The following is a 25,048-nucleotide window of genomic DNA, read 5'->3' as shown; positions in this document are numbered from 1 at the left end:
CTCAACTGCGTTTTTGTTTCTTTAGCTAGTAGGTAGTTGTTCTTTTATACTCACTTCGAATTCAAAACCTTGTCTAATTTCCGCTATTTTTAGGCGTATTTATGCGACTCATAACCAAGTAGTGAGTGGCTTGTTTATTTGTAAAATTTATTTATTATTTATGCTTTTTACTACAGATACAGCTTGTGTTTCATAGTCCTTTTGTATAAATTGAAACAACTGTTTTAATTATCTGTTTAAGAGTGTGATATGAATCCTTACCAAGCTCCTTTGAAAGACATGCAATTCTTATTAGAAAACGTCTTTGATGCCAATACCACATGGCAAAACATGCCAGCTATGGCTGAAATGGTCGATATGGACACCGCAGTCGCTATTCTAGATGAAGCTAGCAAGATTAGCCGTGACTTGATTCAACCTATTAACAGAAATGGTGACGAGCAAGAAGTAAGGCACGAAGGTAGCAAGGTTATTACGCCAGATGGATTTAAAGAAGCTTATCAACAATTTTCTGATGGTGGCTGGGTTGGCTTATGTGGCGAGCCGGACTTTGGCGGTATGGGAATGCCAAAAATGTTAGGCGTTTTAGTTGATGAAATGAACTACAGCGCATGTAACTCTTTCACTTTATACAGCTCACTGACTGCTGGTGCTGCTTTATGTATCAATGCCCATGCTACAGAAGAATTAAAAGAGAAATATTTACCAAATCTATATTCAGGCCAATGGTCCGGTGCCATGGACATGACAGAGCCGCAAGCAGGTTCAGATCTTCGTAATATTCGTACTAAAGCTGAACCACAAGAAGATGGCAGTTACTTAATTTCTGGTAGTAAAATTTTCATTACTGGCGGCGATCATGATTTAACTGAAAACGTTATTCATTTAGTGCTTGCTAAACTGCCGAACTCTAAAGGTATTTCGTTATTTTTAGTTCCAAAGATTTCAGTTAACGATGATGGGACTTTGGGCGAGCCTAACGGCGTATCTGTTGGTTCAATTGAACACAAAATGGGACTTAAAGCGTCAGCGACTTGTGTTATGAATTATGATAATGCACAAGGCTACTTAGTTGGTAGAGTCGACCGTGGTTTAGTGTGTATGTTCACTATGATGAACTATGAGCGTCTAGCGATAGGTATTCAAGGCTTAGGCAGTGCTCAGGGGGCGTATCAAATGGCTGCTGATTATGCCAAAGAACGTGTTCAAGGTGTTGCTGCTGGCGGTTCACCTACAGGCGCTGCAGCTGATCCAATTATCGTTCACGGTGATGTCCGTAGAATGTTACTGACTATTAAATCAATCACAGATGCGGGTAGAGCACTTTCAGTATTCACTGGCAAGCAATTAGACTTAGCTAAACATGGCGAAGGTGACGTTCAAACAAAGGCTGCAAAATACGTTGGACTACTCACGCCAGTATCTAAAGCATTTTTAACTGATCGTGGTTTAGATGCAACAATTATGGCTCAGCAAGTATTTGGCGGTCATGGTTATATTCGCGAAACAGGTATTGAGCAATTTGTACGTGACACACGGATCGCACAAATTTATGAAGGGACTAATGGTATTCAAGCCATTGATTTCTTAGGCCGTAAAGTGACAGGTGACAACCTAGCAACATTGAGTCAATTTGTTGCAGAAATTACTGCTGAGCTAAATGAGTTACAACACGTTTCAGCTGAAGATAAATCTGCTATTAGCACTCGATTTGATAACCTACTTAGCATTGCGAGTCATATCAATGATAATAAGCTAACTCAGCCTGCATTAATCAATGCAAGCGCTGTAGATTTCTTAGATGCCTTTGGCTACATACTTTATGGTTACTATTCATTACTGCTAGCTGATAAAGCGGTAGGGCATGACGATGCAAACTTTACCGACCAAAAAAGCTACGTCGCTAAGTTTTATATGGAAAAAGTATTACCTAAAGCTGACTTCCATCTAGCGCAGGTTGCTCGAGGCGATAGCGCTATTATGGATATGCCAGCGGAGTTATTTTAGGGAACAATCTCGTCTACTAAAACCGTTTGGCTTGTATGCGAGCAAAAAATAAAATTAAAAGCACTTTGAGTTATTCAAAGTGCTTTTTTATGTCGTTTTAAAAGGTTAAATCTTTATTGTTAATTTGGTAAGTCATTTAAGGTTTGCAGAAAAAGGGCACTAAATGGCGCCAGGCGAGCTTTTTTGCCTTAGCACTTAGGCCATTTTCGATGATGACAAAAGCATATTGCTTACCATTACTTGCAGTAATATAACCCGCTAAATTCTCAACCCCCATCATAGTCCCTGTTTTTGCTTGAACCACATTTTTAAGTGGTGGCTGATTATAATAAGCTTTGTGTTTTAACGTGCCAGAACGACCTGATACAGGTAATAACTGCTCAATATACTGAGTGTCTTTATCTTGTTTAATGAACTGCAATAAGGACATCATTTGTTGTGCGGTCAATAAGTTATAGCGAGACAAACCCGATCCGTCAGTTATATTGGCTTCAATGAACGGGAGACCAAGCTCTAGCATGATACTTTCAATCGCTTTCGCGCCTAGGGTAAAGCTATCACTGCGAGCAGATTGAGTAATATCATCATGGTGATTAACTTTATGGTTTTTTTGATGGAAATAGCTTAGGCCAATTTGTTTTAATAAACTATCAGCGATTAAATTATCTGATTTTTGCAACATGATTTTAAGTAAATCAGGTAGAGGCTTTGAATAATGGGTTGCGATTACTGTTTGTGTATTCGGGGCATTTTCGGCTGTTTTGACCTCAGTAAACTGGATGCCTTTTTGGGTTAATAAATCACTGATGACCTGTTTGCTATATAATTTAGGGTCATTGACTGCGATAGCGAGTCTGATTGGTTTCTTCCCTGGATAACATCCCTCGATTTTATAATGGTTGCCGTCAAAGCGTTGCATGTGTAATTCACAAAAATGCATTTGCGCATCTTTTACCGGAATTGTTGGATCAAACTCTGCTGTCGTTTTGATGTTTATAGGGTAAATCGATTTAACTTTAACAGTTGAATGTTCTTCAGTTGGGCTTAATGTCGCTTTGGCACAGTTTCTATCAATAATAAAATTTGATACTGGCGCCGCATAACAAATACCTAAATCGTCCCACGCCCAACCAGGTGCTCTGGTTTGATTTGATGCATGAGCAATCAAGGTTACATCACCTGAGATTTGGCTGATTTTTAATTCAGTGAGTTGGTTGATTAACGTCGTTAAGTGGGCGCGTTTTAAGGTAGGATCACCTTGAAAGTGCAGATACAGATTCCCATTTAATGTGCCATCATTGATAGCGCCGTCGTAGGTAAGACTTGTTTCATATTGAAAAGTTTTGCCTAACTGCTTACTTGCAGCAACGGCAGTGATTACCTTTTGAATGCTGGCAGGTAACATTAATGTTTGATCATTAATGCGATACACGGTTTTACCATTAGATACATCCCAAATATTCACGGCAATTTGAGATTGCGCAGGACTAATGATTTTCATCATGTTATCGATGTACTCATTAGCTTTGACAGGTAAACTCAAGCCAAGTAAGAGTATCATTGGCGTTGGCTTGAAGGAGGTTAGCCAAGATTTTTTTATAAAAGACATAAGCAGCTAAGGAAGGTTGTGTTATCGATAAAATACGCCATTTAGCTTAGGTTTACACCTAATGAATCTATAATCAGTTAAAATTTCGATTTTTTAACCTTTGATACCTGTAAATACTTGCGTTATTTCGTGAGAAATTCGTTAGGTTTTATTCTTAATTGTATTAATTGCCTCTCATAAACTAACCAAACAGTTGTTTGAATGCAGAAAAACCTTGCCCCGCAGCCTATTAGTAGGTAATTTCTATTTCCAAATATTTTGTTAATTAGTTTTTACGACGCGTTATATTTACAAACAGAATGAATACCACATCAATACGTTTAGTACTTCTTTAAAGAACTACTTTCTGTATTAGGTATTCGTAAAATTGCGCGTACGTTTGCTCAATGACGTCATTGAGGAACATTTAAGGAGGTTGCCTTGCTGGATAAGCTAGGTGGTATCGCATTACAAGCGGATTCATTAAAATGGTTGCTAGAACCGCTTCAGTTTAAAACTGAGTTATTATCACGTATTGCGACGGCAAAGAATGCCATTTATATCGCAGCCCTCTATCTTGAAGATGATGAGGCTGGCCGTGAAGTTTTAACTGCGTTACTTGCTGCCAAAGCAGCAAACCCTGATTTAGACATTGTCGTGTTAGTTGATTATCACCGCGCTCGCCGTGGACTTATTGGTCATAAAGGTGATAGTGGCAATTATATTATGTACCGAAAAGCTATGTTAGAGGCTGAGGTACCGTTCGATATCCTTGGGGTACCTGTAAAATCTCGCGAATTTATGGGGGTTCTGCACCTTAAAGGTTTTATTATCGATGATGCCGTAATTTTTAGTGGCGCCAGTATCAATAATATTTACTTCCAACAGTTTGAAAAATATCGTTTCGATCGCTATCACTTAATTGAGTCTGCTGAGTTAGCTCGAAGCATGCGTCAATATATTCATCAGTTCTTAGTCAGCGATCCCGCTGTATGTTCATTAACCCAAGACAAAGACGTTGAGCAATGTCCTGAGAAAAATGATATTCGTACTTTTAAAGTGCGTTTAGGTCGTTCTAAATATGAATTTGAAAGCACACGTATTGGTAACCGGGTTACACCGCTAGTTGGCTTGGGCCGAAAAAAGAATAAGTTAAATGAGGTAGTAGTAAAGCTTGTTGACGAATCACAAGAGTCACTATTCATTTGTACGCCTTACTTTAATCCGCCGAATGCATTGGTTAGGGCACTTACTCGCCATTTAAGAAATGGCAAAAGTATTGATATTGTTGTCGGTGATAAAACGGCAAATGACTTTTATATTCCGCCAGAAAAAGAATTTTCAACCATTGGTGCGCTTCCGTATATGTATGAGCAATCATTACGAAAGTTCGTTAAACGCCAACAATGGGCAGTTGAAAGTGGCCAACTACGCATACACCTTTGGAAAAATGGTATTAATAGTTACCATTTAAAAGGGATAAGCGCTGATGGTAAAAAGCATCTGATTACTGGTTCAAATTTAAACCCAAGAGCTTGGGCGTTAGATTTAGAAAACGGTCTGTTGTTGCATGATGAATCTGGCGCTTGGAAAGATAAGTTTGAGCAAGAACAAGACTATATTCTGACGCATACTGAAAAGCTGTTCCATTATAGCCAAATTGAAACGTTACAGAAGTATCCTGTTCCTGTGAAAAAAATTATGACTAGAATTAAGCGGCTTAAAGCGGATTTCTTGCTTCGCAGAATACTTTAGTTCTAAGTTTATAATTCATCACCTTCGGGTGATGAATTATTTTAACAGCATTAATCGCGTGTTATAATCTGAATTAAGCCATAATGGCTATGTGATTGCTGTCCGTTATTCATTTCCAAATACTAGCTGACATCATCATGATGCTATAGTCATTTTCAAAGAGAGCCTTGCATGTTGGCGTTACCTAAAGAGCAGCAACATGCTGTTCATCGTCTTTATCAATATCGTAAATCCATTTCAACTAAACCTTTTGCAGCAAGAGGCAAAAAGTTAGTCCGCTGCCCATGGTGTTTATTAGGCGAACTTTTTTGCACTTGCTTGCATAGAGAGTATCTTAAAACGTCTGCTAACTTCATGTTGATAATGTACGATGATGAAGTACTAAAACCTACCAATAGTGGCAGGCTAATAGCTGATCTTGTTCCTAATACCAGTGCTTTTCTGTGGTCTCGTACTGAGCCGAGTAAGCAGATGGTCGATATAATAAATGATCCTAAATATCAACCTATGCTGATATTTCCAGAACAGTATGCCCAAGAGGGTCAGCCAGTGATTGAACATATTAATCAACTGAACTGCTCGACTAAGAATCCTCATATCATCCCGCAGGCTAACTATTGTTCATCTGCTCCAAAGATACCTTTATTGATTTTATTGGATGGTAGCTGGCGCCAAGCAATTAAAATGTTCAAAAAAAGCCCGTACCTTCATAAACTACCTTTGTTATCCTTCACACCGGAAACGTTAGCCACTTATGAGTTAAGAAAAGGCAGCCATGATTTTCAATTATCTACTGCAGAAGTAGCAGCATTAGCATTTCACGCAATTGATGAACCATTACAAGGCTTGGCATTATCAGCATGGTTTGATTTATTTGTTGAATCATCATTGCTTGGGCGTAATCGCCGACTTAAAGAAGATATCGTTCCAATTCAGCACTATATTGATAACTTTAAACAGGCTATGATTAACGCCAATCAGCTATAAATTTATGATTGTTATTTTTCATAAATGTTATAAGAATTCTTGTTTACGCATAGGATGCGACGCTCAACATGTTTGATAATAAATTAATCGTGCTGTATCGCCTTGAGCCAGGATGCTTAGGGCCAGATGGAATAGAGCACATCGACACGTTCTGCCAACTAGCACAACAAACATTAGCGAATTTAGATACAGAAACATGCCAATGGTTTCTTGAACCGCGATTTGATAAAAAGCGCGATGAAATGGCTTATTGTTTAGCCAATAAGATGTTAACTCGTGCACAAGCCGCAAAGTATCTTCATCGTTTTGGACAAGATTTAGAGCTTGTACAGGAAACGTTTGAAGATAAATTAACGTTATTAATCAACCAGTATATTGCTCGAAAATCATAACAGTTTGACTGTTTTTCTTCTTTTTCCATAAGGTATTCAAATGAATCCTATGCATGACTCAACTCAAGTTTTACAAGCCGCTGATAGTGAATTTCTACATCAGCAACTTAAACAACAATTTGGGTTTGATGGATTTCGTGAAGGACAACAAGCTGTTATTGAACATATCCTTTTGGGACGTTCCTCTTTAGCTATTTTCCCTACAGGCTCTGGTAAATCTTTGTGTTATCAATTTAGTGCCTTACAGCTAGCTAACGTTACTTTGGTTATCTCACCTTTATTAGCATTAATGAAAGATCAAATTGCTTTCCTCAAGGATAAAGGGATCAATGCCGCCAGTATTGATTCGAGTCAGAGTTACGATCAAAGTCAACAAGTGATGCGAGACGTTCGAAGTGGCCACACTAAAATTTTAATGGTATCAGTTGAACGATTCAAAAATGAACGTTTTAGACAATTTCTCGCTTCTATTCAGATTTCTTTATTAGTGGTCGATGAGGCACACTGTATTTCTGAGTGGGGTCATAACTTTCGACCTGACTATTTAAAAATACCGGTTTACTGTCAATCCTTTGCTATCCCTCAGGTATTGTTACTTACCGCTACGGCAACGGCTAAAGTCAAACAAGATATTGCTCAACACTTTGCTATTTCAGCAGAGCAAATTGTACAGACGGGGTTTTATCGACCCAATCTTGATATCAGTGTTAAGGCAACATTAGAACAAGATAAAAACATCGAATTATTGAATACCATTCACCATCATCAAGGTGCTGGGATTATTTATGTGACGTTGCAAAAAACGGCAGAAGATGTGGCGCAGTATCTCCGTTCACAGGGAGTTAATTGTACTGCATATCATGCAGGGTTAGATGCTGAAATCCGCCATCGGATCCAACAGCAGTTTATGACAGGTCAAATCCCGATTATTGTTGCGACAATTGCATTTGGTATGGGAATAGACAAAAGCGATATTCGATTTGTCATTCACTACGATTTGCCTAAGTCTATTGAAAATTACAGCCAAGAGATTGGGCGAGCAGGGCGAGATGGCCAGCTGTCTCATTGTGTCACTTTAGCCAACAAAGATGGTTTGAATACCATAGAGAATTTTGTTTATGGCGACACGCCTGAAGCTAGTGCAATACAAAAGCTTATCCAACATATTAGTCAAGAAACTGATAATGGTCAGTGGGAAATGCAAGAGTCTGCTATTTCAACCAGTACCAATATAAAGCTTTTACCGTTAAAGACCTTGCTTGTACAACTTGAGTTGGCGAATGTGTTAAAACCTAGCTTTGCTTACTTTGCTGAATTTAAATATCAATTTGTTCAAGATAAAGCGGCTGTCTTAGCGAAGTTTGATGAATCAAGACAAGCATTTTTAACTCAAATCTTTGCCCATACTCACTTTAAAAAAATATGGGGCCAGTTAAACTTTGACTCACTTTATCAAGAGTTTGGTGCTGAAAGACAACGAGTTGTAGCTGCATTAGATTATTTGGCTGACAAGCAGATGATTCTCCTTGAAACTAAAAAAATTACCCAAGTTTTTGAAGTTAACAGCAGTAGGCTAGTTCAAGCAGATCTTGTTGCTCAACTCTCTCAATATTTTCAAAGCAATGAAGTAAAAGAAATCTCACGTCTTAATCAGTTGTTAGATTTTTTCGAATCAAAGACGTGTATCACAGCTCGTTTGAACCATTATTTTGATGATAATAGAGCCCCGCAGCAGTGTGGACATTGTAGCGTTTGTCGTGGTGAAGTCGCGATTCTGCCGCAAAAACGTCATATAGCGTTAAATCAGTTAGCGAACGTTGAGCAGTATCTATCTGAATTTGTGTCGCATATGAACGCAAAAGGGCACTCAAGTATCTCTACTGCTGTAAAAGCTAAATTTCTTGCTGGTATGACATTGCCAATATTCGCTCGTATACGAGTGAAACAATTACCAGGATTTGGCTATTGTGGCGAGTATCGTTATCAAGAAATCATTCAGCTTATTGAAGAGCGTCGTTAATCTTAAAAGAAGCCAATATGAAGAATAAAGCCGTTGATAGTTTGCTCAAAAAACACGAACAATTAAACCACCTAGAGGGGGTAAAAGTTGTTTCGCACACCCAACGCGATAAAGACGAATGGGTGTTACATACTTTAATGATTGACGGCTATGATGTGGCTTTTACTTTTAAGCGACCTAAAAAATATAAGTCGCTAAAAGATCAATTCGTTAGTTTAACATATTATAAAGAAGAAAAGATGCTTGCAGGCTTTTCGATTGAAGTGATGCAAGTTGTTCGTGTCAAACGATTTTAACAACATAACATCGTAGCCTGTCATACAGATCCTGACTTAAAACATATATGACGCTAAGCTTATATAAATTAAAGTAACCATAACAGAGTCGATTATTGCCCTGAAAATTGATAAGTGTCTTTAACTTGCCAAACTCGATAACGAAGTTCAGCACCTTCAGGTAAATAGAATACCTTTGGCAGTCTGCTGTCATAATCAATCATCAAACTTTTGCCCATAGTGACGAATTTCATGGTTTTAGGATCTGGGCACATCATCATAGTTGTTGGGCCGTCCGTGAGTTGCTCAACGCTATAATATTGATAACCCCAACCTTGTAAGCTAATTTTGTCTAATTTGCCTGATAAATGATGGCGATTACAATCCACCAGCTTATTTTGGCCGATTTGTATTTCAATTTTATAGTCTACTTCATTCTCAAGCGTGTCTAAAGACAGTATGTGTTGCACTTGATTCGCTGAAGGTTTAGGAAACATTTTTGCGGCGTCAACCACTTGGTAATTGTCCTGATTATATTTATAGGTGGTTATCATTTGTGGTTTCTCAAATTGATTTGGTACTGGACTTGTTGCAGCTGCCGTGAAAGTCAGGGCTGTTAATAAACTGAGTGCAGAAAGTTTAGTTAGACTTTTTAATTTAGTATTCAGAATATTTTTCATATGGATTCTCACCTCTAAAATGCTAATGTAATACGATAGATTGATTCGACTGTTATTGATATAAACGGATGCTTTTTGAAAAAGGGTTTTATTTTTTCAATTTTTTTCAATAACGTTTCACTCTCTGCTTTTTATAATGTTATGGTTGAATAAATAGTCTTAATTTTCAATATCTTTTATGTTGGATTAGGCTGTTAAGTATGATATTAATTTTATTAATATGCAGCATATAGCGTCATAATAAAGCGCACTTGCTAGGATGTCGGTTCACATTTATGTATGTAAGACACTAATGACATAGGATGTTAAATTGAATACTAACCTTGAAAACTCAGCGCAAATTTTACGCATGGCTGTTCCACAAATGTCAGCGCTAAATATTCCTGTTACGCCTGAAAACTATGCTATTTGGTATCAATATTATGCTGAAACCAACCTCAGTTTAAAACGTGCTATTGACGGTTTATTGGCTAACGAAGTTGAGTTTACTGCGTCAGTGAATCAAGGTCTTTACAATAATTTTATTCAAGAGCAATCTCCAGAGGTGATTGAGAATGTTCAGATAGAAACTCAAATCTTAATTAACAGCTTGCTGAATAAAATGGGCCAAATCTCAACAGGCACAGATGACTTTTCTGCTCATTTATCTGAGTTCAGTCATGAATTACAGTCTGAACCTACACCACAATTACTCAATTCATTAGTGAATAACATCAGTGTAGAAGTCGAAAAGGTCGTTAGCTTAAATCATTCAATGAAAGAAGACTTAGCAACCTTAGGTGATGAATTAACTCAATTAAAAATGGACATGGATAATTTAAGCAAAGTGGCGATGACTGATGAGTTAACCTCATTAAATAACCGTCGAGCTTATGAAATATTTTCAACTGAGCAAGTGAGCTTATTTACTCAAAGCCAAATTCCATGTTGTTTGTTAATGGTGGATATTGACCACTTTAAGTCTTTTAATGATACGCACGGACACTTAGTTGGTGACAAGGTTTTGGCTTTTGTTGGCTTTGCTTTAAAGCAATCCGTTAAAGGAAATGATTTTGTTGCTCGTTACGGCGGAGAAGAGTTTGTGGTCATGCTTCCTAACACTGAGTTTAAAGATGCGATGACAGTAGCAGAGAGTATCCGTGAACGTATTGCTATGAGGCAGCTCACCATAGGAAAAGAAAACAAACAACAGTTAGGCCATATTACTGTGTCTATTGGTCTTGCTAATATTCAACCTGGTGATGACTCAGAAACGTTATTAAAACGTGCAGATGACATGCTTTATCAAGCTAAGTCATCAGGAAGGAATTGTGTAAAAGGTTAACTGTATGCACGCGTTTAAGCCTGCATTTTTTTAGTAGGCTTTCGGCAGTTTCTAAGCGGTATTTTGCTATCACTTGCGATCTATTGCGATCAACTAGTGATAGCCGGCCTTTAATTGGTGTTAAACAGACAAGAGCAAAGCATTAACTGGTTCATCGTCCAGGTTTTATTGGCTTCTATGTTTTATCATTTTCAGGCTTAAGTGCCATATGCATTTTTATTAAATGCTCCTCCATATCAAAAGACACGGTAAAGCCTAGGTTTTTCGCTAAATTCGCCATACTGCGATTTTCAAACATTGTAAAACCAGCAAGGACTGGGGTATCTGAATCCTTGTAATAATTCACTAGTTTTTCAAGTAATAACCTGCCAAGACCAATACCTTGATAGTCGCCTCTGACGGCCATAGCAAACTCTGCTTCTGTATTATCAGGATCTGTTGATGCTCTAACGGCCCCTAAGGTTATTGATTCTCCATTTTCATCCATTGCGGTTGCAATAAAGGCCATTTCTCGAGCGTAATCGATTTGAGTTAGCACTGCCATTTCTTCATGGGTCATACGTGAGCGCACCCCAAAGTAACGTTTATAGCGGTCTTCGTCACTTAATGAGTTATCAAAGGCTAAATGCTTTGGTTCATCCTCTGGTAATATTGGTCTTAGCATGACCTCTTGACCATTTTTTAGTATCGCGGTTTGTTCAAGCTCTTTAGGGTAAGGCATGATGGCTAAACGTGTTTTTGGATCAATATCCATACTATTTAGCTTCATGTTTACATCAAGTAAGGTAATGGTTTCACCTGCCGCTAATACAGGGTTCAAATCCAGTGAAGCGATTTCTGGGCAATCAATGATTAAATGTGAAATTTGCGTAAGCATGACACATAGTGCATGCATATCTAGACCGAGTGGAAGATGCCGATCGCGCAGTTTATTGGTTTTTAACGCCTGAATAACCATATAACGAGCGAGTGTCATATTTAAAGGTGGTAGGGCAACTGCGGCATCACGGGTGGGATCCCACTCGGAGCCTCCTTCACCTAAACAAATAGCAGGGCCAAAAACGGGGTCATTAATTACTGACACTCTGACTTCTTGTGCGCCTGCTGTCAGTGCCATTTTCTGCACTATCATGCCATCAATTTTGGCATCAGGATTGATTTCTTTAACACGGCTAACAATAGACTGCGCTGCTTGACGGATCTCATCATCGTTAGTTAGGTTTAGCATGACACCATGAACATCTGACTTATACATGAGATCCGGTGATTGTACTTTCAATGCCACTGGATAACCCACGTCATTGGCTAATTTGACGGCTGATTCAGCATTGTCAGCAAAACAGGTTTTAATGGTGTTAAGCCCATAAGCTTTTAAAATATCGCGTGTTTCATGGGTTTCTAATATGAATCTTTGTTCTTGCTGCGCCTTTTGCAGTAATCCACGAGCCACATTAACATTTGCAGGAATATTATCAGGAATAGATTGAGGTACCTCTTGGAGTAATCGTTGGTTACGACGATACTCAACCATATGCATAAAGGCTTTCACTGCGCCTTCAGGTGTTCGATAAGTTGGAATTCCCGCTTTATTAAAGATCTTTCTTGCCACATAGGCAGAGTCTTCACCACTCCAGTTAGTTAAGATGTTTAATTTATTGCGGTTTGTATGATTGCTGATTGTTGTTACTAAACTTTGTGCTATTTCATCGCTTTCTTCTAATGCCGATGGCGAATGTAGTACTAAAATAGCATCCATTTCTTGACTATCCATCAAGACTTCTAACACCTGAGTGTACCGCTTGCTATTGGCATCGCCAACAATATCTATGGGGTTTTGGCCTGACCATGTTGTGGGTAATAATGTGTTCAGCTTATCGACTGTTTCAGGCGATAGCTTGGCAAGCTTGCCACCTTTAATAATTAACTCATCTGCAGCAAGGACTGCAGGTCCTCCGCCATTACTGATGATCCCAACACGCTCACCTTTAAGCGGGGTTGAATGAGCCAAGCTTTCAACTGCGGCAAATAATTCAATTAAGTCATTTACTCTTAACATACCCGCACGTCTAAACGCGGCTTCATATACAGCATCATTGCCTCCCATGCCTCCAGTATGAAGCATGGCTGCTTTTATGCCTTCTTGGCTGCGTCCTGACTTAATCACAAATATTGGTTTATTACGTGCAGCGGCTCGCGCCGCGGAAAGAAAGTGTCTTTTTTCACTGATAGAGTCGATATAGAGCATGATGGCACTGGTACGGCTATCTCGTCCTAAATAATCAAGTAATTCGTCAAAATCAATATCTGTCGCATCACCAAGGGAGATAAATGATGAAAAGCCAATATCTTTATTGTTGGCCCAATCCAGTACAGTGGTACATATTGCAGCCGACTGAGAGACAAAGGCTATCTTACCTTTTTTAGCACCACTGTGGGCTAAACTTGCATTTAACCCTATTGTAGGGATGATCATACCTAGGCTATTTGAGCCTAATATACGCATGCCAAACCGTTTCGCATTTTGTAATGTGACTGAAAGTAAGCTTTCGCCATTCTCATCATATTCATCAGCCATGCCAGAAGCCATGATGATGACGACTTTACAGCCGAATTGGGCTAAGGTTTCAACAATATTAGGTACTCTGCTTGCCCTAGTACAGATAATGGCAAGATCAGGTTTTATCGGTAAGGATTCAATATTAGGGTAAGCCAAAACGCCCATAACAGCGTCATATTTTGGGGTGACAGGCATTATCGGTCCAGAAAAACCGCTTCCGAGTAAGTTTTTCATTAATACTCGACCAGCACGTTTTTCGGTATTGGAGGCACCTATGACAGCGATTGATTTAGGCTTAAACAAGGTGTGAATACTTCGTTGACTCATATTGCCTCACTATCGAATTTATTGACTAACGTAACCCTAAAGCTGAATGGCGATTAGGCGTTAAATTTTGTTTTTATTATTTATCGCTTCTAATATCACTTTTTGACAAAGCTCAGACAGCCAGACAATTTTTGCTTCATGTCTTCTTGCTGCACTGGTAATGATAGCTAAGTCAACGGCCAAATTCTTATGTGCGCCGTTCGATTCTAAATTAAATTGATACGAGTAATTATTTTTCAATAATTCCTTCTGAACCATATAGTTATCTACAATTATAGTAGGGTTGCGCTTCTCATCAAAGGCACGATATAGCTCTACGTATTCGTTTAAGTCATCGACGATTAACTTAACGAACTCACCCTCTAAATTTCCACCTAATGATCCATAACCTGAAGCTATTTTTTTCTGATATAGCTGCTGGGGGCGATCTTTCAGTGTTTGTATACCAATATCGATTGAGCCTTCAATCAAACCATCATTACTGGTTTTACGCCATTGCCTTAATTCAATTACTGCGTTGGTTTCTCGGCGAATGGCTTCGATTAACGCTTTACCCATCATCACGGCTAATGGCTCTCCGATATGGACTGTGATGTACTGCAGGTTTTTGGGATCAAAATATTCAGGCTCTAAAGCAATATTGATTTGTTCTATTGAGCTTTGAATCTTTGGCGCAATTTTATCGGCGTAACTGGTGGGCTGCAGACCGTTTGCTGTTCGGATAAACAAAGGGTCGTTTAGTTCTTCACGTAATTGTGCAAGTACTTTTGAAACAAACGACTGTGATCGTCCAAGTAGTTTGGCAGCACGTTGGGTTGAACCTGATTTATACAGGGTAATAAACACATTAAGTGCATTAAGATCCATAATATACCGATAAATAAGAACATCTTAATTTCATATTACATCATTAAAACGTCAAACACAGTAATGGCATTCGCTAATTTGCACATATGGAATATGCCTTATTCCAAATTTACATATAGAGGTTGTTAATATTCCATTTAGTTATCTTATTACCCCTTGGAGAATACATGTCAGAACAGCACGAACTTGCCACCATCCCAGAAGAAAAATCAAGCATAGCGCTTGTTATTGCCAAAAAAAGTATGTGGTTCATTATCGCCGTAACAACAATCGGTTTGTTGAGTTATCTGTTTTCATTATTAACAGCTATTCACGGGAAATCATTACCCGAAAGTTACTTTGTTAATGGTTATCCATCCATTTTAGCGCTTCTGGATTCTGAGTTATTTATGGGGTTTGTGTTTGTCGTGACCGTCTCGATCATTTGCTACACATTACTTTTATTTTGGCGATTGCATGAAGTTGCAGTACACAAGGCTGAAGCCATGTCGAGTGCACACACGCAAATTGTATTTGCTTTGTCACTGTGTGGATTATTCATTGATAAAGCCTGGTGGGTTCTTGCCATAATCATTGCATTTGGTCGTTGGGATGTACTTGCCAATAGACTTTCAAGCATTATCAGCAACGGCATTAAAGGAGATAAGTAAATGAAAGAGATTATGCTCCCTTATGTATTAATCATTTGGTTACTGGTTAAACTTGGTGTTATACAGTGGAATCTAGCGAATGCTGTTCGCTCAGTTGGTTTAGGGTTCTTTATTGCCTTCATGCTATTTACGGCTCATCGTTTTTGGTCTCCAGCAGACTTAACTGACAGCTCAACGGTTAAAGCTCCTCATGCGGTGCTTAGCCCTTTGTTTGGTCAAGAAATCGAAGAGATTTTTGTTACTCATAACCAAATGGTTAAAAAAGGCGATTTGATTTACAAATTGGTGTCAGTCGACAGTGAAAAAGAAATCAGATCGTTAAAAGCGCAAAAAGCTGCTGAGCTTGCTAAGAAAGAAGCACTTAAACTGCGTATGGAAGCACTAGAAGTGACGCTTAACAATGACAAACGTAACTTTGTTCGTGTCACAGACTTACGTGATTATGCCAGTGAAATGACACGAGATGACTTAGAAGCAAAAATACAATCTACCGAAGCTGAAATCGCATCAGTGTTTGCTGAGCTTGAAACTCATCGTGCGCAGTTACGCTCGTTTGATGCACAGATTGGTTCTGCTCAGTGGAATGATGAACGTCGTGAAATTAGAGCTCAATTTGACGGTCAACTTTCTATTACGAATGTAGCAGTAGGTAGTCGTATTGGTAACATGCACCTTTATGATACCTCTAAGAAGTTTTTAGAAATGCGAATTGCAGATCAATCGTATCGTTATATTAAGCCTGGCCAATTTGCCGAGTTTTACGTTGATGCTTTTCCTGGTGAGATATTTCGAGGTCGAGTGCACAGTGTGACTTCAGGTACAGGTGAGTCGATGATCAGCCCATTAGCAGGAACTCAGCAAGTTAGGCAACATGTTGGTAATAACGCTGGAAGTCATGGGCGTACAGTGGTTATTGAATTTGAAGAGCCAGAAGGCTATTCAATCCCGATTGGCGCGACAGGTTCAGGCTGGATATCGGCAGAAAAGCCAGCGAGTTTCTTAGGCTTCATGGATATTATTGGCGCTGCAACAGTCAGACTTAAAGCCCTTAAAGCTTACCTAAGCGCTTTGTAATAAGAAGTAATAGATAGTTGCGGAAATATAAAAGGGAGCTTTGGCTCCCTTTTTTATGTGTTTTATGTGTATCACTAGCGTGCTTACAATAAGATTCTCTAGAGCGTTAAAACAAATAACTCCTTATTGACTTAACGCTTGATTTGAGGAAATGGTGTTATTATTAGTCGCCAATTTAATTTGCTTGTATTGCTGAAACACACTTTGAGCTAGAATCGTTATTGTCATCACTTGATATAAAATTCCAGACCATGACATCAAATATATTGAAAGCATTAAGTTCAATGCATTACTCACTAGCATAGCGGCGCGAAGTGCCGTTCCTTTACAATAAAATAGACTTATACTCATTACCACTGCTGCAAAAACTGCGCACCATTCACTCCAATGTTCTGCCCACATTACTCCTTGTAAAATCGCTACAGTAGAGAAGGTAACACTCATCATTAATGGCACGAATTCCGATTTCGTTGTATGGCCGAGTTGCTGGCAACAACGGAATCGAACCACATTTACAAGTTGATTCGCCATCCCAAGAAAGCTGCCTAGTAAGCCTAAGTGAATGGCTGTAAGAATGGATGCGAGCATATTGCCATGAATAAATTTGCAATCTTGTTTTTGGCTATTTGCCCACCAGCCGATAGCCATTGAAATGAAGCCTAGTAATTGCACAAAGAATAGTTGATTAAACGCAAACTCAGACACGCAGATGATACTCACTAAAAAATCGAAGGGCGTATTGTCTATATTTTCAGCAGCATTAATTTGATCTGAACGAGGTTTTCAGCTTTAGCCTTAATATTCAGCCTAAAAATAGTTATTTTCTGATTTAGTGTGCTTCAAAGGTGTAAGGTTTGTTTTTGATGGGTAATGGCTTTGTTTGTTATTTGTTGCACCCGTCAAGTTTGTGGTCGCTGTATACTATCCCGTTTTAATAACTACTCACGTCACTTCTTAATCGTTTTTCAACATTTCATTCAAACACTCACTTAACGACAACTGACCTTTGGGATATCTTGCCAACAGGTTGTGTATTGTGGGGTCAGTAGTTCTCTGCGCATATGCCATTTTCCAGTAATCCCTTGGGCGGCAACAAATATTGAGTCAGTGCCATAGCGCTGGTTAAGCTTATCGCAAACCTGCATGAGTGTCGGATCTTTGGCTGGAGTAAATAAGTCTCCCTGTAAATGCTGTACCGGAGAAAGGTCAATAAGACCAATGCCAATTTTGTAATACCGTGTATTTGGATTAAATAACTGACTCCCTATGGCTGTTGCATAACTAATGAGTTCGCATGTGTCATTGGTCGGAAATGCACAACGATAATGGTATTTAAAACCGGAAGGCTGCTCATCGTATGGAGAGTTTTTGGCAAAAATAAGTAGACTACTGGCTGCTGAACCTTGCTGCCTTGCTTTGGCGGCAGCGATGGCTGCATGTTTACTCAGGGCTTGCAGCAAAGATTCTCTATCAGTGATCCGCTGGCCAACACTGCGGGTGGAAAAAATTTGCTGCTTATCAGCTCTTGCGCTATCCCATCCTTTACATTGCTCGCCATTGAGCTCTCGCACCGTACGTTCTATTTCAATACTAAAATTTTTACGGGCGATCCCAGGTTGTAAGTTCGCTAATGCTAAAGCTGTATGAACCCCCATTGCCTGGAGTTTTTTACCTATTCTTGAGCCGATCCCCCAGACATCGGTGGCTTTCATGTTTGTTAGAATAGCGCGGCGTTCTTCATCGGACTCGATGCAGCAAACACCGTCATACCCAGCAAGCTTTTTGGCTGCGTGGTTGGCCACTTTAGCGAGTGTTAAGGTTTCGCCAATGCCAACACAAACCGCTAAACGCGTTTCTTTCCATACTGCTCTGCGAATAAGAGAGGCGTGATGGCTTAAACATGGAATTGCTGGGTAACTACGCTTAAAAGAGAGAAAAGATTCATCAATACTGTATATGTGCTGTTCGGGGGCGAAGCGACCAATGACATCCATCATGTTATGAGACAAAGAGGCATAAAGCTCATAATTAGAAGAAAGTGCAATAACCCCTAGTTTTTCACATTGATGTTTAACTTCAAAGTAAGGGCCAAATTTACCAATGCCTAATGCTTTAGCTTGACGGTTGGCCGCGACAATACAGCCGTCATTATTGGATAGGACAACAATAGGGCGTCCACGCCATTCAGGCCTAAACACTTGCTCTGCGCTGCAATAAAAAGAGTTGGCATCGACTAAGGCATACATGGGTTAACGACCCGACAATATTGGGCTTTGACGGTGACAACGTATTGAACGGATCACTACACCTTCAACAGTAAAGCTGTCATGTTCTTGAATCAGTACACTATGGTGATTGTCATTCGCTGATAATAATAATCGCCGCTGAGTATCAATTAATTTGCAGACGAAGCAGCCATTATAATTCGCCACAATAACATCGTGATTTTCCACATTAACATGGCGATCGACTATCAAAATGTCTTTATCAAAAATCCCTATCTTTTCCATTGAGTCGCCGCTGGCTTGACCGATAAATGTTGCGCTTGGGTGTTCAATCAATAGCTCATCTAAACTGAGTGGTAGCTGTCGATATTCAGCAGCAGGGGACTCAAAACCTGTAATGCCAGCACTGGCAAAAATAGGGATCACATTCATAAATCTCACATCACAAAAAATAACTGTATATTTATACAGTATTATAGTGCTCCCCGTACAATTGGCAATAATTTATCTAGTTTTGGCGGCTTTTTGAACGAAGTGTGCGTTTTGTGAACGGATTTTAGCTAGGAGCGACAGAGGTCATATTGATAAGTGAGTAATAGGTATAGCGACTTGATAAATAAACAGGTCAAGTTGTAGAAAATACTGCCAGCTTGAGAAGTTAACTTTCTGTTCAGCTTAGGTTTAGCAAAATTCATTACTATAACAGTCAGATAATGATTATTTACTGTCGCTTAATAATATGAAATATGTGCCTTCTAGTTGTTCTTTGTCTCAATGAGGCGCGAAATGGTAACTAATGAGTCAGTGAGATGGATAAGATAGTGTCAATTAACCGGGCACATAATTGATTAAATCGGAGTGAGTATGAAAAAATTAAAAACGATTACTGCATTTATTGCATTCAGTTTATTTTCAGTGGCTGCTAATGCCAGTTTTTCAACTCAGCAATCTGTGGTCATTCAAATAGACCAATCTATTGCCAACATCGATAGCGCTGTAAGCTGCTCAATAATTTACTCGCATACGCCGTTAGCGTCAGAAGCAGACTTTTATAAAGGCATGGTTTACGAGAACTATTCTAACCTAGTTGAGCAATTAGTATTAACAGGTCAGACAGAACAACAAGCAAGGCAAATTGCGATGGAAAAGGTTGTGAGCCAAGCTACGCATATGGAAACCTTAATAAAAGAGCAAAAAGCCGATGGCAACAAGGCGCAATTCACTCAGTTATTAAAAACCACAGCAGTGCAAAACCAGTGTGTTCACTATGCTAGTAATAACTAGTTAACGGTTTATTATCAATATCGGTAGTAATAACCGTACGAATAAAAATATACCCGGTCACCACAATTGGTGACCGGGTATATTTTTTAGCAATGCCCTTATTTAACAAGGTGCTAAGTAAATCGTTAATGCAGTGAAGAGACTATTTTATCCTGATTAAAGCCCCTGATAAGCGTGCCATTAACTTGCAATAAAGGGATCCCTTGGCCGTTTAATGCTTGATAACGTTCATTAGCACCGAAAGATTTCTCAATATCAAACTCTTGATAAGCAATGCCATTATCGTCAAAAAAGATACGTGCCTTTTGGCAGTACTTGCACCAAGCTGTTGCATACATAATAACTTCATTACTGGCGGCATAGGTGGCACGGATAGGCTCGACCGGTGATTGATTCCAGTGTTGGTAAGCGGCGTAAAGGACTAACAACACAAATAGCTTTTTCAATGAATACCTTCCATGGGCTCAATGGGCTTAAAAAATAATCGTAATTATATAAATATCGGGATGAAAATTAAACCGCTATTTCAACATGACTAAATAAGCGATTACGAATGAATAAAGTGGGGATAAGACAGTATTTATCTAGTGAATGTAAGCAATTAAATCATGCCAGATTCATATCTCTTTTAAGGATATTTTTTGCGGCAACAATATCAAATAAAAGCACTTTAAAATCAGTAGTGTGATTCGCATCAAATTAGCCTGTGACAGATTGTCGCACTGTCTACGCTTCTGATTGAGCAAAGCGAATTAATCTGCGAAAAAGTTCATAGATAAATAATAAATGGACGTTGTAATGAAATTTAATACTTCAATTTTAGCTGCGCTGATTGCGGCATCTTTAACGCCAAACTTGGCAATAGCAGATCATACTACAAAGACCTGTGATGGTGAGCAATGCGATGATTATATCGTTGTCACGGGTGAATTAATGAAAGAGCCATCTAAGGTTACTACCGATCCAAAAAAACCTCGCTTACCTTTACCTGCATACGATGGCGCAGGTTTCTTGAAAACGATACCAGGCTTTAGCATTAGTCGTAAGGGCGGCGCTGGTGGCGACCCTTCTTTGCGAGGAATGGGTGGTTCACGGGTCAGTATTGTTGATGATGGCCAACATGTTTACGGTACCTGCGGTGGCCGTATGGATCCTCCAACCGCATATATTTATCCTGAAGCCTATGACGCCATTACTGTCATTAAAGGACCGCAAACGGTTAAATATGGTCCAGTGGGCTCAGCCGGAACCGTTTTATTTGAAAAAGAGCGCCATAGCTTTGTAGAAAAAGACATGGAAGGCCGATTGAGTATGACAGGCGGCAGCTTTGGCCGAGAAGACTATTTGGTTGAAATGAAAGCTGGCACTGAGACGCATTATATTGACTTTGATATGAATAAATCCAAAAGCGATCACTATGAAGATGGCGATGGAAACACAATACAATCAAGTTATGATCGCAGTAATGTCAATGTGGCGCTTGGATGGACACCAGATGAAGATACCGTTGTTGAATTGGCCTATGGCAGTTCAAGTGGTGAAGCTGAATATGGAGACAGAGCAAATAAAGCACGCCAAATTGACAATGAAAACCTAACACTTTTAGCGAAACGAGACGTTAACTTATCATGGTTAAACAACGTCGAATTTCAATTTTATTCCAATGAAAACGATCACATCATGGATCAATTTGATCAAGGAGTAAATGCTGGTACCAATGTGCGCCGTGAGACTACAGGAGGGCATCTTTGGTTGGATCTAGCGTTGAGTGATAAGTGGGAAACCCAAATCGGTATCGATTATATGGACAGTGCACATGAAGGCAGAAGCATAGACAAGGAGTTGGATAACGGCCTTGATGATCTATTGGCTAAGCCTTTTAACAAAAACATGAGCTATGAGAATATCGGCGTGTTTGTTGAAGCCAATTACCATATCAGTTATGCGACAAGCCAAGGGAAAATTTTAACAGGGTTAAGATTGGATCAATGGGATACCGAGTTACACGTGGGACAAAAAGGTCAGCGAGAGGATGATCTTGTCAGTGGTTTTATTCGTTACGAGCACATGTCTGGTCACAGTCAGTACTATGCAGGTGTTGGTCGTGCTGAGCGCATTCCTGATTACTGGGAGTTTATGAAAGCTGATGAAAGCAATATGGCCATTAAGGCATTTGATTTAGAACCTGAAAAAACAACCCAGCTTGATGTCGGTTGGATATATCAAAATGATTATGAAATCTCGACGGCATTTTATTATGGCAAGGTCGACGATTATATTTTAATTGATTCAAATGGGGCTAAAACATCTGCCTACAATGTTGATGCGACCATTTGGGGTGGTGAACTTGGTGTAATGTACCCCTTTAATGAACAATGGTCTGCACAAACGACGGTTAGCTACAGCCATGGCGACAATGACACCGCCGATACACCTCTTGGACAAATCTCGCCATTAGAAGGGCGTATATCAGTTAACTATGAATCGAATAATTGGACTGCTGGACTATTTTGGCGTCTTGTTGCAGCGCAAGATAGAGTTGCAGTAGGACAAGGCAATATATCGGGCCAAGATTTGGGGGAAAGTAGTGGCTTTGGCACCTTGTCGGTAAATGGAGCGTGGAAGCATGATGACCTATTAGTCAGCTTTGGTGTTGAGAACCTGTTTGATCTAACCTACGCAGAACATATTAGTCGCTCAGGTGCAGGCAATGATATTCCCGGCAGTGAACCATTGTTTCAAGTTAATGAACCAGGTCGGACAGCTTGGGTTAAAGTGGATTACATTTTTTAAACGAAAGTCGCCTTAACCAAAGATAAAAAAGGTTCAGCATAAGCTGAACCTTTTTGTTACTACATCTATTATTGAGTCATTGTTTAGTCATTCACTTCTTGGACATTGATAACAAGTTGCTCCCAGTTACGTTGGTTATCAATGTCAAACTGTGCGCCTTGTTCATCAGCCCAAGTAAATCGTGTAATTGCAGAAGTTTTACTGGTTGCTTGATATAACCAATAAGCTTCGGCCTTGAGTGCGTCTTCAATCGGTTTATCAATAGACTCATACACAGTTTGCTTACATGCATTGATAGACTCAGCAGGAAACTGTGCAATACGTCTTGCAAGATTTTCTACGTATTCACCTATCTCATCTGGCTCAAGCGCTTTATTGATAGTGCCGTATGCTTCTGCTTCATCTGCAGTAAAATCACGTGCGCTAAGAATGATTTCAAGGGCTCTGCCAAGTCCTGCTTGTCTTGCCATTCGAGAAGCGCCACCACCACAGGGCAAAATACCCATGCCAACTTCCATTTGCATAAACTTGTATTTGCCGCGGGCAGCAAAACGCATATCACAAGCTAATGCAAACTCATGTCCTCCACCACGAGCAAAGCCTTCTAATTTCGCGATGGTTGCTTGTGGTAAACGACTGATACGCTCTAATACAGATTGTAGATCGAGTAATTTCGCTTCGTCACGCGATACAGCATCCTTAGACATATCTCTAAGTAAGTTGGTATCGTAATGACATACCCAAATTTCAGGATGAGCAGATTGAAACACCACGACTTTTATTTCTCTATCACGTTCAAGACGCAGCGCTAAACTGTTTAAATCTGCTAGCATCTCTTGCCCTTGAACATTCACAGGGGGAAAATCGATAGTAACCCATGCAATTCCATTGTCTTTTTTCACATTAAAAGTTGTAAAGTTCTTATATTCCATTGTTGATGTCCTTGTAATGTCCTAGCATGAATGAATTATGTGGCTGAATAACACTTGGTTATCATCTGGTTCACATTCATAAAAAGTAGGCGATTGACTCTGCTAAGTGAATTCGAATTATTGATAAAGAGAATTTAGTATTTCTATTAACTAAATTAGGGCTATCTGGTGTTGTATTTGCTTAATCGGTCATTTAAGAATAAAAGTTTGGGATGGGCAGCTGTCATATGGCGAGTTGTAGAAGAAGGTTAAATAGGAACAAATAAATATGGACACAGAGAGCTTACGTCTATTTGTTAAGGTTGCAGAGTCATTAAGTATTAGTGCTGCCGGCAGAACCTTAGGAATATCCCCAGCCATTGCGTCTGCAAGGTTATCAAAACTTGAGAATCAATTAGGTACAGACCTATTACATCGCTCTACAAGGAAAGTGTCGTTATCAACAGAAGGCGAAGGCTTCTTGCCATATGCGAAAGAGATTTTAGTACAGCAAGATGCAGCCATGGCTGCCATTGGCAGTGAAATTAATGAAGTGAAAGGGCTACTAAGATTTACCGCATCAAATACCTTTGCACAATTGTATATTTTACCGGTTCTACCTGAGTTTTTAGCTAAGTACCCGGAGTTAGATTTAGAGCTGAGGTTGAGTGATACTGAAGTGAACCTGATACAGCATGGCATAGACTTAGCGCTAAGAAACACAGAGGCGAAAGACAGTGGCTTAAGGGCACGCAAATTAGCCGATGATCAACGTATTTTATGTGCATCACCCGACTATATCGTGGCGCACGGCACATTAGACACGCCCAAAGATTTAGTAGACCATCAATTAATTGTATTTAAAGATGCTAAAGGCCGTAAACTGATTAGTGCCGCACAAGACGACCAGAACGAATATGTGTTTCCGCCGGTAAATGGCCGAATTAGATTGAATTGCGATGACGGTACCAGCATGAGGTTAGCGACTGTTGCAGGAGCTGGGATATCAATGAATTCTTATTGGAGCGTGGCTGAAGATATAAAGCAAGGAAGCTTGATTAGAATATTGCCCGATTATAACGTCGATGATCATACTGCTATATGGCTGGTATACCCTAAGGCCAATGCGTTAAGCGCTAAGGTGAGGGTATTTATTGACTTTTTAGTTGAAAAACTGGGAGCTGCGGACTGGGATAATAGTTAATACAGATCCTATCTCTGCAATTATGTTAGCGACTAAGTCAACGCTAACCTAAACTCAGTTAAACTCAGTCAAAACCAGTACACCGCTTGTAAAAGCGGTGCCGACTTATTTTTACGAAAGTGTCATTA

The 25,048-nt window shown here is 39.5% G+C and carries 21 protein-coding genes; 12 read left to right on the top strand and 9 right to left on the bottom strand.

All coding sequences use genetic code 11. The features are described 5' to 3' along the window. The first annotated feature begins 249 nt into the window (after positions 1-249). A complete protein-coding gene (locus ACGEDC_RS19280; protein WP_394495171.1) occupies positions 250-2,007 on the top strand; it encodes an acyl-CoA dehydrogenase family protein in 1,758 nt (585 codons plus the stop codon). A gap of 136 nt (positions 2,008-2,143) precedes the next feature. Here ACGEDC_RS19280 and dacB read toward each other — a convergent pair whose 3' ends face one another. Continuing rightward, entirely contained in the window at positions 2,144-3,568 is a 1,425-nt protein-coding gene (dacB, locus tag ACGEDC_RS19275) for a D-alanyl-D-alanine carboxypeptidase/D-alanyl-D-alanine endopeptidase (protein ID WP_394495169.1), read from the bottom strand. 468 nt (positions 3,569-4,036) lie between these two features. Here dacB and pssA point away from each other — a divergent pair, with 468 nt between their 5' ends. The 5 genes from pssA to ACGEDC_RS19250 all read left to right on the top strand — a co-directional run bounded on the left by pssA (position 4,037) and on the right by ACGEDC_RS19250 (position 9,045). After that, complete coding sequence (gene pssA / locus ACGEDC_RS19270) at positions 4,037-5,350, top strand: CDP-diacylglycerol--serine O-phosphatidyltransferase (RefSeq protein ID WP_394495167.1); 1,314 nt, start codon at positions 4,037-4,039, stop codon at positions 5,348-5,350. A 171-nt stretch (positions 5,351-5,521) separates the two neighbouring features. Next, positions 5,522-6,337: a tRNA-uridine aminocarboxypropyltransferase gene (locus ACGEDC_RS19265; protein ID WP_394495165.1), complete on the top strand. Its 816-nt coding sequence runs from the start codon at positions 5,522-5,524 to the stop codon at positions 6,335-6,337. Positions 6,338-6,405: 68 nt separating this feature from the next. Beyond that, positions 6,406-6,729, top strand: a complete 324-nt coding sequence (locus ACGEDC_RS19260; RefSeq protein ID WP_055024559.1) for a hypothetical protein — start codon at positions 6,406-6,408, stop codon at positions 6,727-6,729. Positions 6,730-6,778: 49 nt separating this feature from the next. Then, positions 6,779-8,749 carry a RecQ family ATP-dependent DNA helicase gene (locus tag ACGEDC_RS19255; protein ID WP_394498410.1) on the top strand — a complete coding sequence of 657 codons (1,971 nt, stop codon included), beginning with the start codon at positions 6,779-6,781 and terminating at the stop codon, positions 8,747-8,749. A 17-nt stretch (positions 8,750-8,766) separates the two neighbouring features. Then, positions 8,767-9,045, top strand: a complete 279-nt coding sequence (locus ACGEDC_RS19250) for a hypothetical protein (RefSeq protein WP_192022725.1) — start codon at positions 8,767-8,769, stop codon at positions 9,043-9,045. Between the two features lie 92 nt (positions 9,046-9,137). On the opposite strand, the gene eco is transcribed toward ACGEDC_RS19250, so the two are convergent. Continuing rightward, a complete protein-coding gene (gene eco / locus ACGEDC_RS19245; protein ID WP_394495162.1) occupies positions 9,138-9,704 on the bottom strand; it encodes a serine protease inhibitor ecotin in 567 nt (188 codons plus the stop codon). Between the two features lie 349 nt (positions 9,705-10,053). On the opposite strand from eco, the gene ACGEDC_RS19240 reads away from it, so the two are divergent. Further along, positions 10,054-11,028, top strand: coding sequence for a GGDEF domain-containing protein (locus tag ACGEDC_RS19240; RefSeq protein WP_394498408.1), 975 nt, complete (start codon positions 10,054-10,056; stop codon positions 11,026-11,028). 175 nt (positions 11,029-11,203) lie between these two features. Here the strand turns inward: ACGEDC_RS19240 and ACGEDC_RS19235 are convergent, their stop codons facing one another. Together ACGEDC_RS19235 and ACGEDC_RS19230 are read right to left on the bottom strand one after the other, a co-directional pair. After that, on the bottom strand, positions 11,204-13,912 hold the full coding sequence (locus tag ACGEDC_RS19235) for a bifunctional acetate--CoA ligase family protein/GNAT family N-acetyltransferase (RefSeq protein ID WP_394495159.1): 2,709 nt from the start codon (positions 13,910-13,912) through the stop codon (positions 11,204-11,206). A 60-nt stretch (positions 13,913-13,972) separates the two neighbouring features. Further along, positions 13,973-14,779: a LysR family transcriptional regulator gene (locus tag ACGEDC_RS19230; protein WP_394495157.1), complete on the bottom strand. Its 807-nt coding sequence runs from the start codon at positions 14,777-14,779 to the stop codon at positions 13,973-13,975. 167 nt (positions 14,780-14,946) lie between these two features. On the opposite strand from ACGEDC_RS19230, the gene ACGEDC_RS19225 reads away from it, so the two are divergent. Continuing rightward, entirely contained in the window at positions 14,947-15,429 is a 483-nt protein-coding gene (locus ACGEDC_RS19225; protein WP_394495155.1) for a magnesium transporter, read from the top strand. Then, positions 15,430-16,503, top strand: coding sequence for an HlyD family secretion protein (locus ACGEDC_RS19220; protein WP_394495153.1), 1,074 nt, complete (start codon positions 15,430-15,432; stop codon positions 16,501-16,503). 123 nt (positions 16,504-16,626) lie between these two features. On the opposite strand, the gene ACGEDC_RS19215 is transcribed toward ACGEDC_RS19220, so the two are convergent. The 3 genes from ACGEDC_RS19215 to ACGEDC_RS19205 all read right to left on the bottom strand — a co-directional run bounded on the left by ACGEDC_RS19215 (position 16,627) and on the right by ACGEDC_RS19205 (position 19,160). Continuing rightward, entirely contained in the window at positions 16,627-17,208 is a 582-nt protein-coding gene (locus ACGEDC_RS19215) for a YgjV family protein (RefSeq protein WP_394495151.1), read from the bottom strand. Positions 17,209-17,492: 284 nt separating this feature from the next. Further along, positions 17,493-18,749, bottom strand: a complete 1,257-nt coding sequence (locus ACGEDC_RS19210) for a Y-family DNA polymerase (RefSeq protein ID WP_394495149.1) — start codon at positions 18,747-18,749, stop codon at positions 17,493-17,495. A 3-nt stretch (positions 18,750-18,752) separates the two neighbouring features. Then, positions 18,753-19,160 carry a LexA family protein gene (locus tag ACGEDC_RS19205; protein WP_055024550.1) on the bottom strand — a complete coding sequence of 136 codons (408 nt, stop codon included), beginning with the start codon at positions 19,158-19,160 and terminating at the stop codon, positions 18,753-18,755. A gap of 432 nt (positions 19,161-19,592) precedes the next feature. On the opposite strand from ACGEDC_RS19205, the gene ACGEDC_RS19200 reads away from it, so the two are divergent. Then, positions 19,593-20,012, top strand: a complete 420-nt coding sequence (locus ACGEDC_RS19200; RefSeq protein ID WP_055024549.1) for a hypothetical protein — start codon at positions 19,593-19,595, stop codon at positions 20,010-20,012. Between the two features lie 125 nt (positions 20,013-20,137). Here the strand turns inward: ACGEDC_RS19200 and ACGEDC_RS19195 are convergent, their stop codons facing one another. Then, complete coding sequence (locus tag ACGEDC_RS19195) at positions 20,138-20,458, bottom strand: glutaredoxin family protein (protein ID WP_394495146.1); 321 nt, start codon at positions 20,456-20,458, stop codon at positions 20,138-20,140. A gap of 352 nt (positions 20,459-20,810) precedes the next feature. On the opposite strand from ACGEDC_RS19195, the gene ACGEDC_RS19190 reads away from it, so the two are divergent. Then, positions 20,811-22,805, top strand: a complete 1,995-nt coding sequence (locus ACGEDC_RS19190) for a TonB-dependent copper receptor (RefSeq protein ID WP_394495144.1) — start codon at positions 20,811-20,813, stop codon at positions 22,803-22,805. Positions 22,806-22,888: 83 nt separating this feature from the next. Here ACGEDC_RS19190 and ACGEDC_RS19185 read toward each other — a convergent pair whose 3' ends face one another. Further along, entirely contained in the window at positions 22,889-23,737 is an 849-nt protein-coding gene (locus ACGEDC_RS19185; RefSeq protein WP_065108054.1) for an enoyl-CoA hydratase/isomerase family protein, read from the bottom strand. 268 nt (positions 23,738-24,005) lie between these two features. On the opposite strand from ACGEDC_RS19185, the gene ACGEDC_RS19180 reads away from it, so the two are divergent. After that, entirely contained in the window at positions 24,006-24,920 is a 915-nt protein-coding gene (locus ACGEDC_RS19180; RefSeq protein ID WP_394495141.1) for a LysR family transcriptional regulator, read from the top strand. Positions 24,921-25,048: the final 128 nt, after the last annotated feature.

The sequence above is a fragment of the Shewanella sp. ENK2 genome, from assembly GCF_043568515.1.
Lineage (GTDB): Bacteria > Pseudomonadota > Gammaproteobacteria > Enterobacterales > Shewanellaceae > Shewanella > Shewanella japonica.
This window is presented reverse-complemented; position numbering and strand designations above follow the sequence as displayed.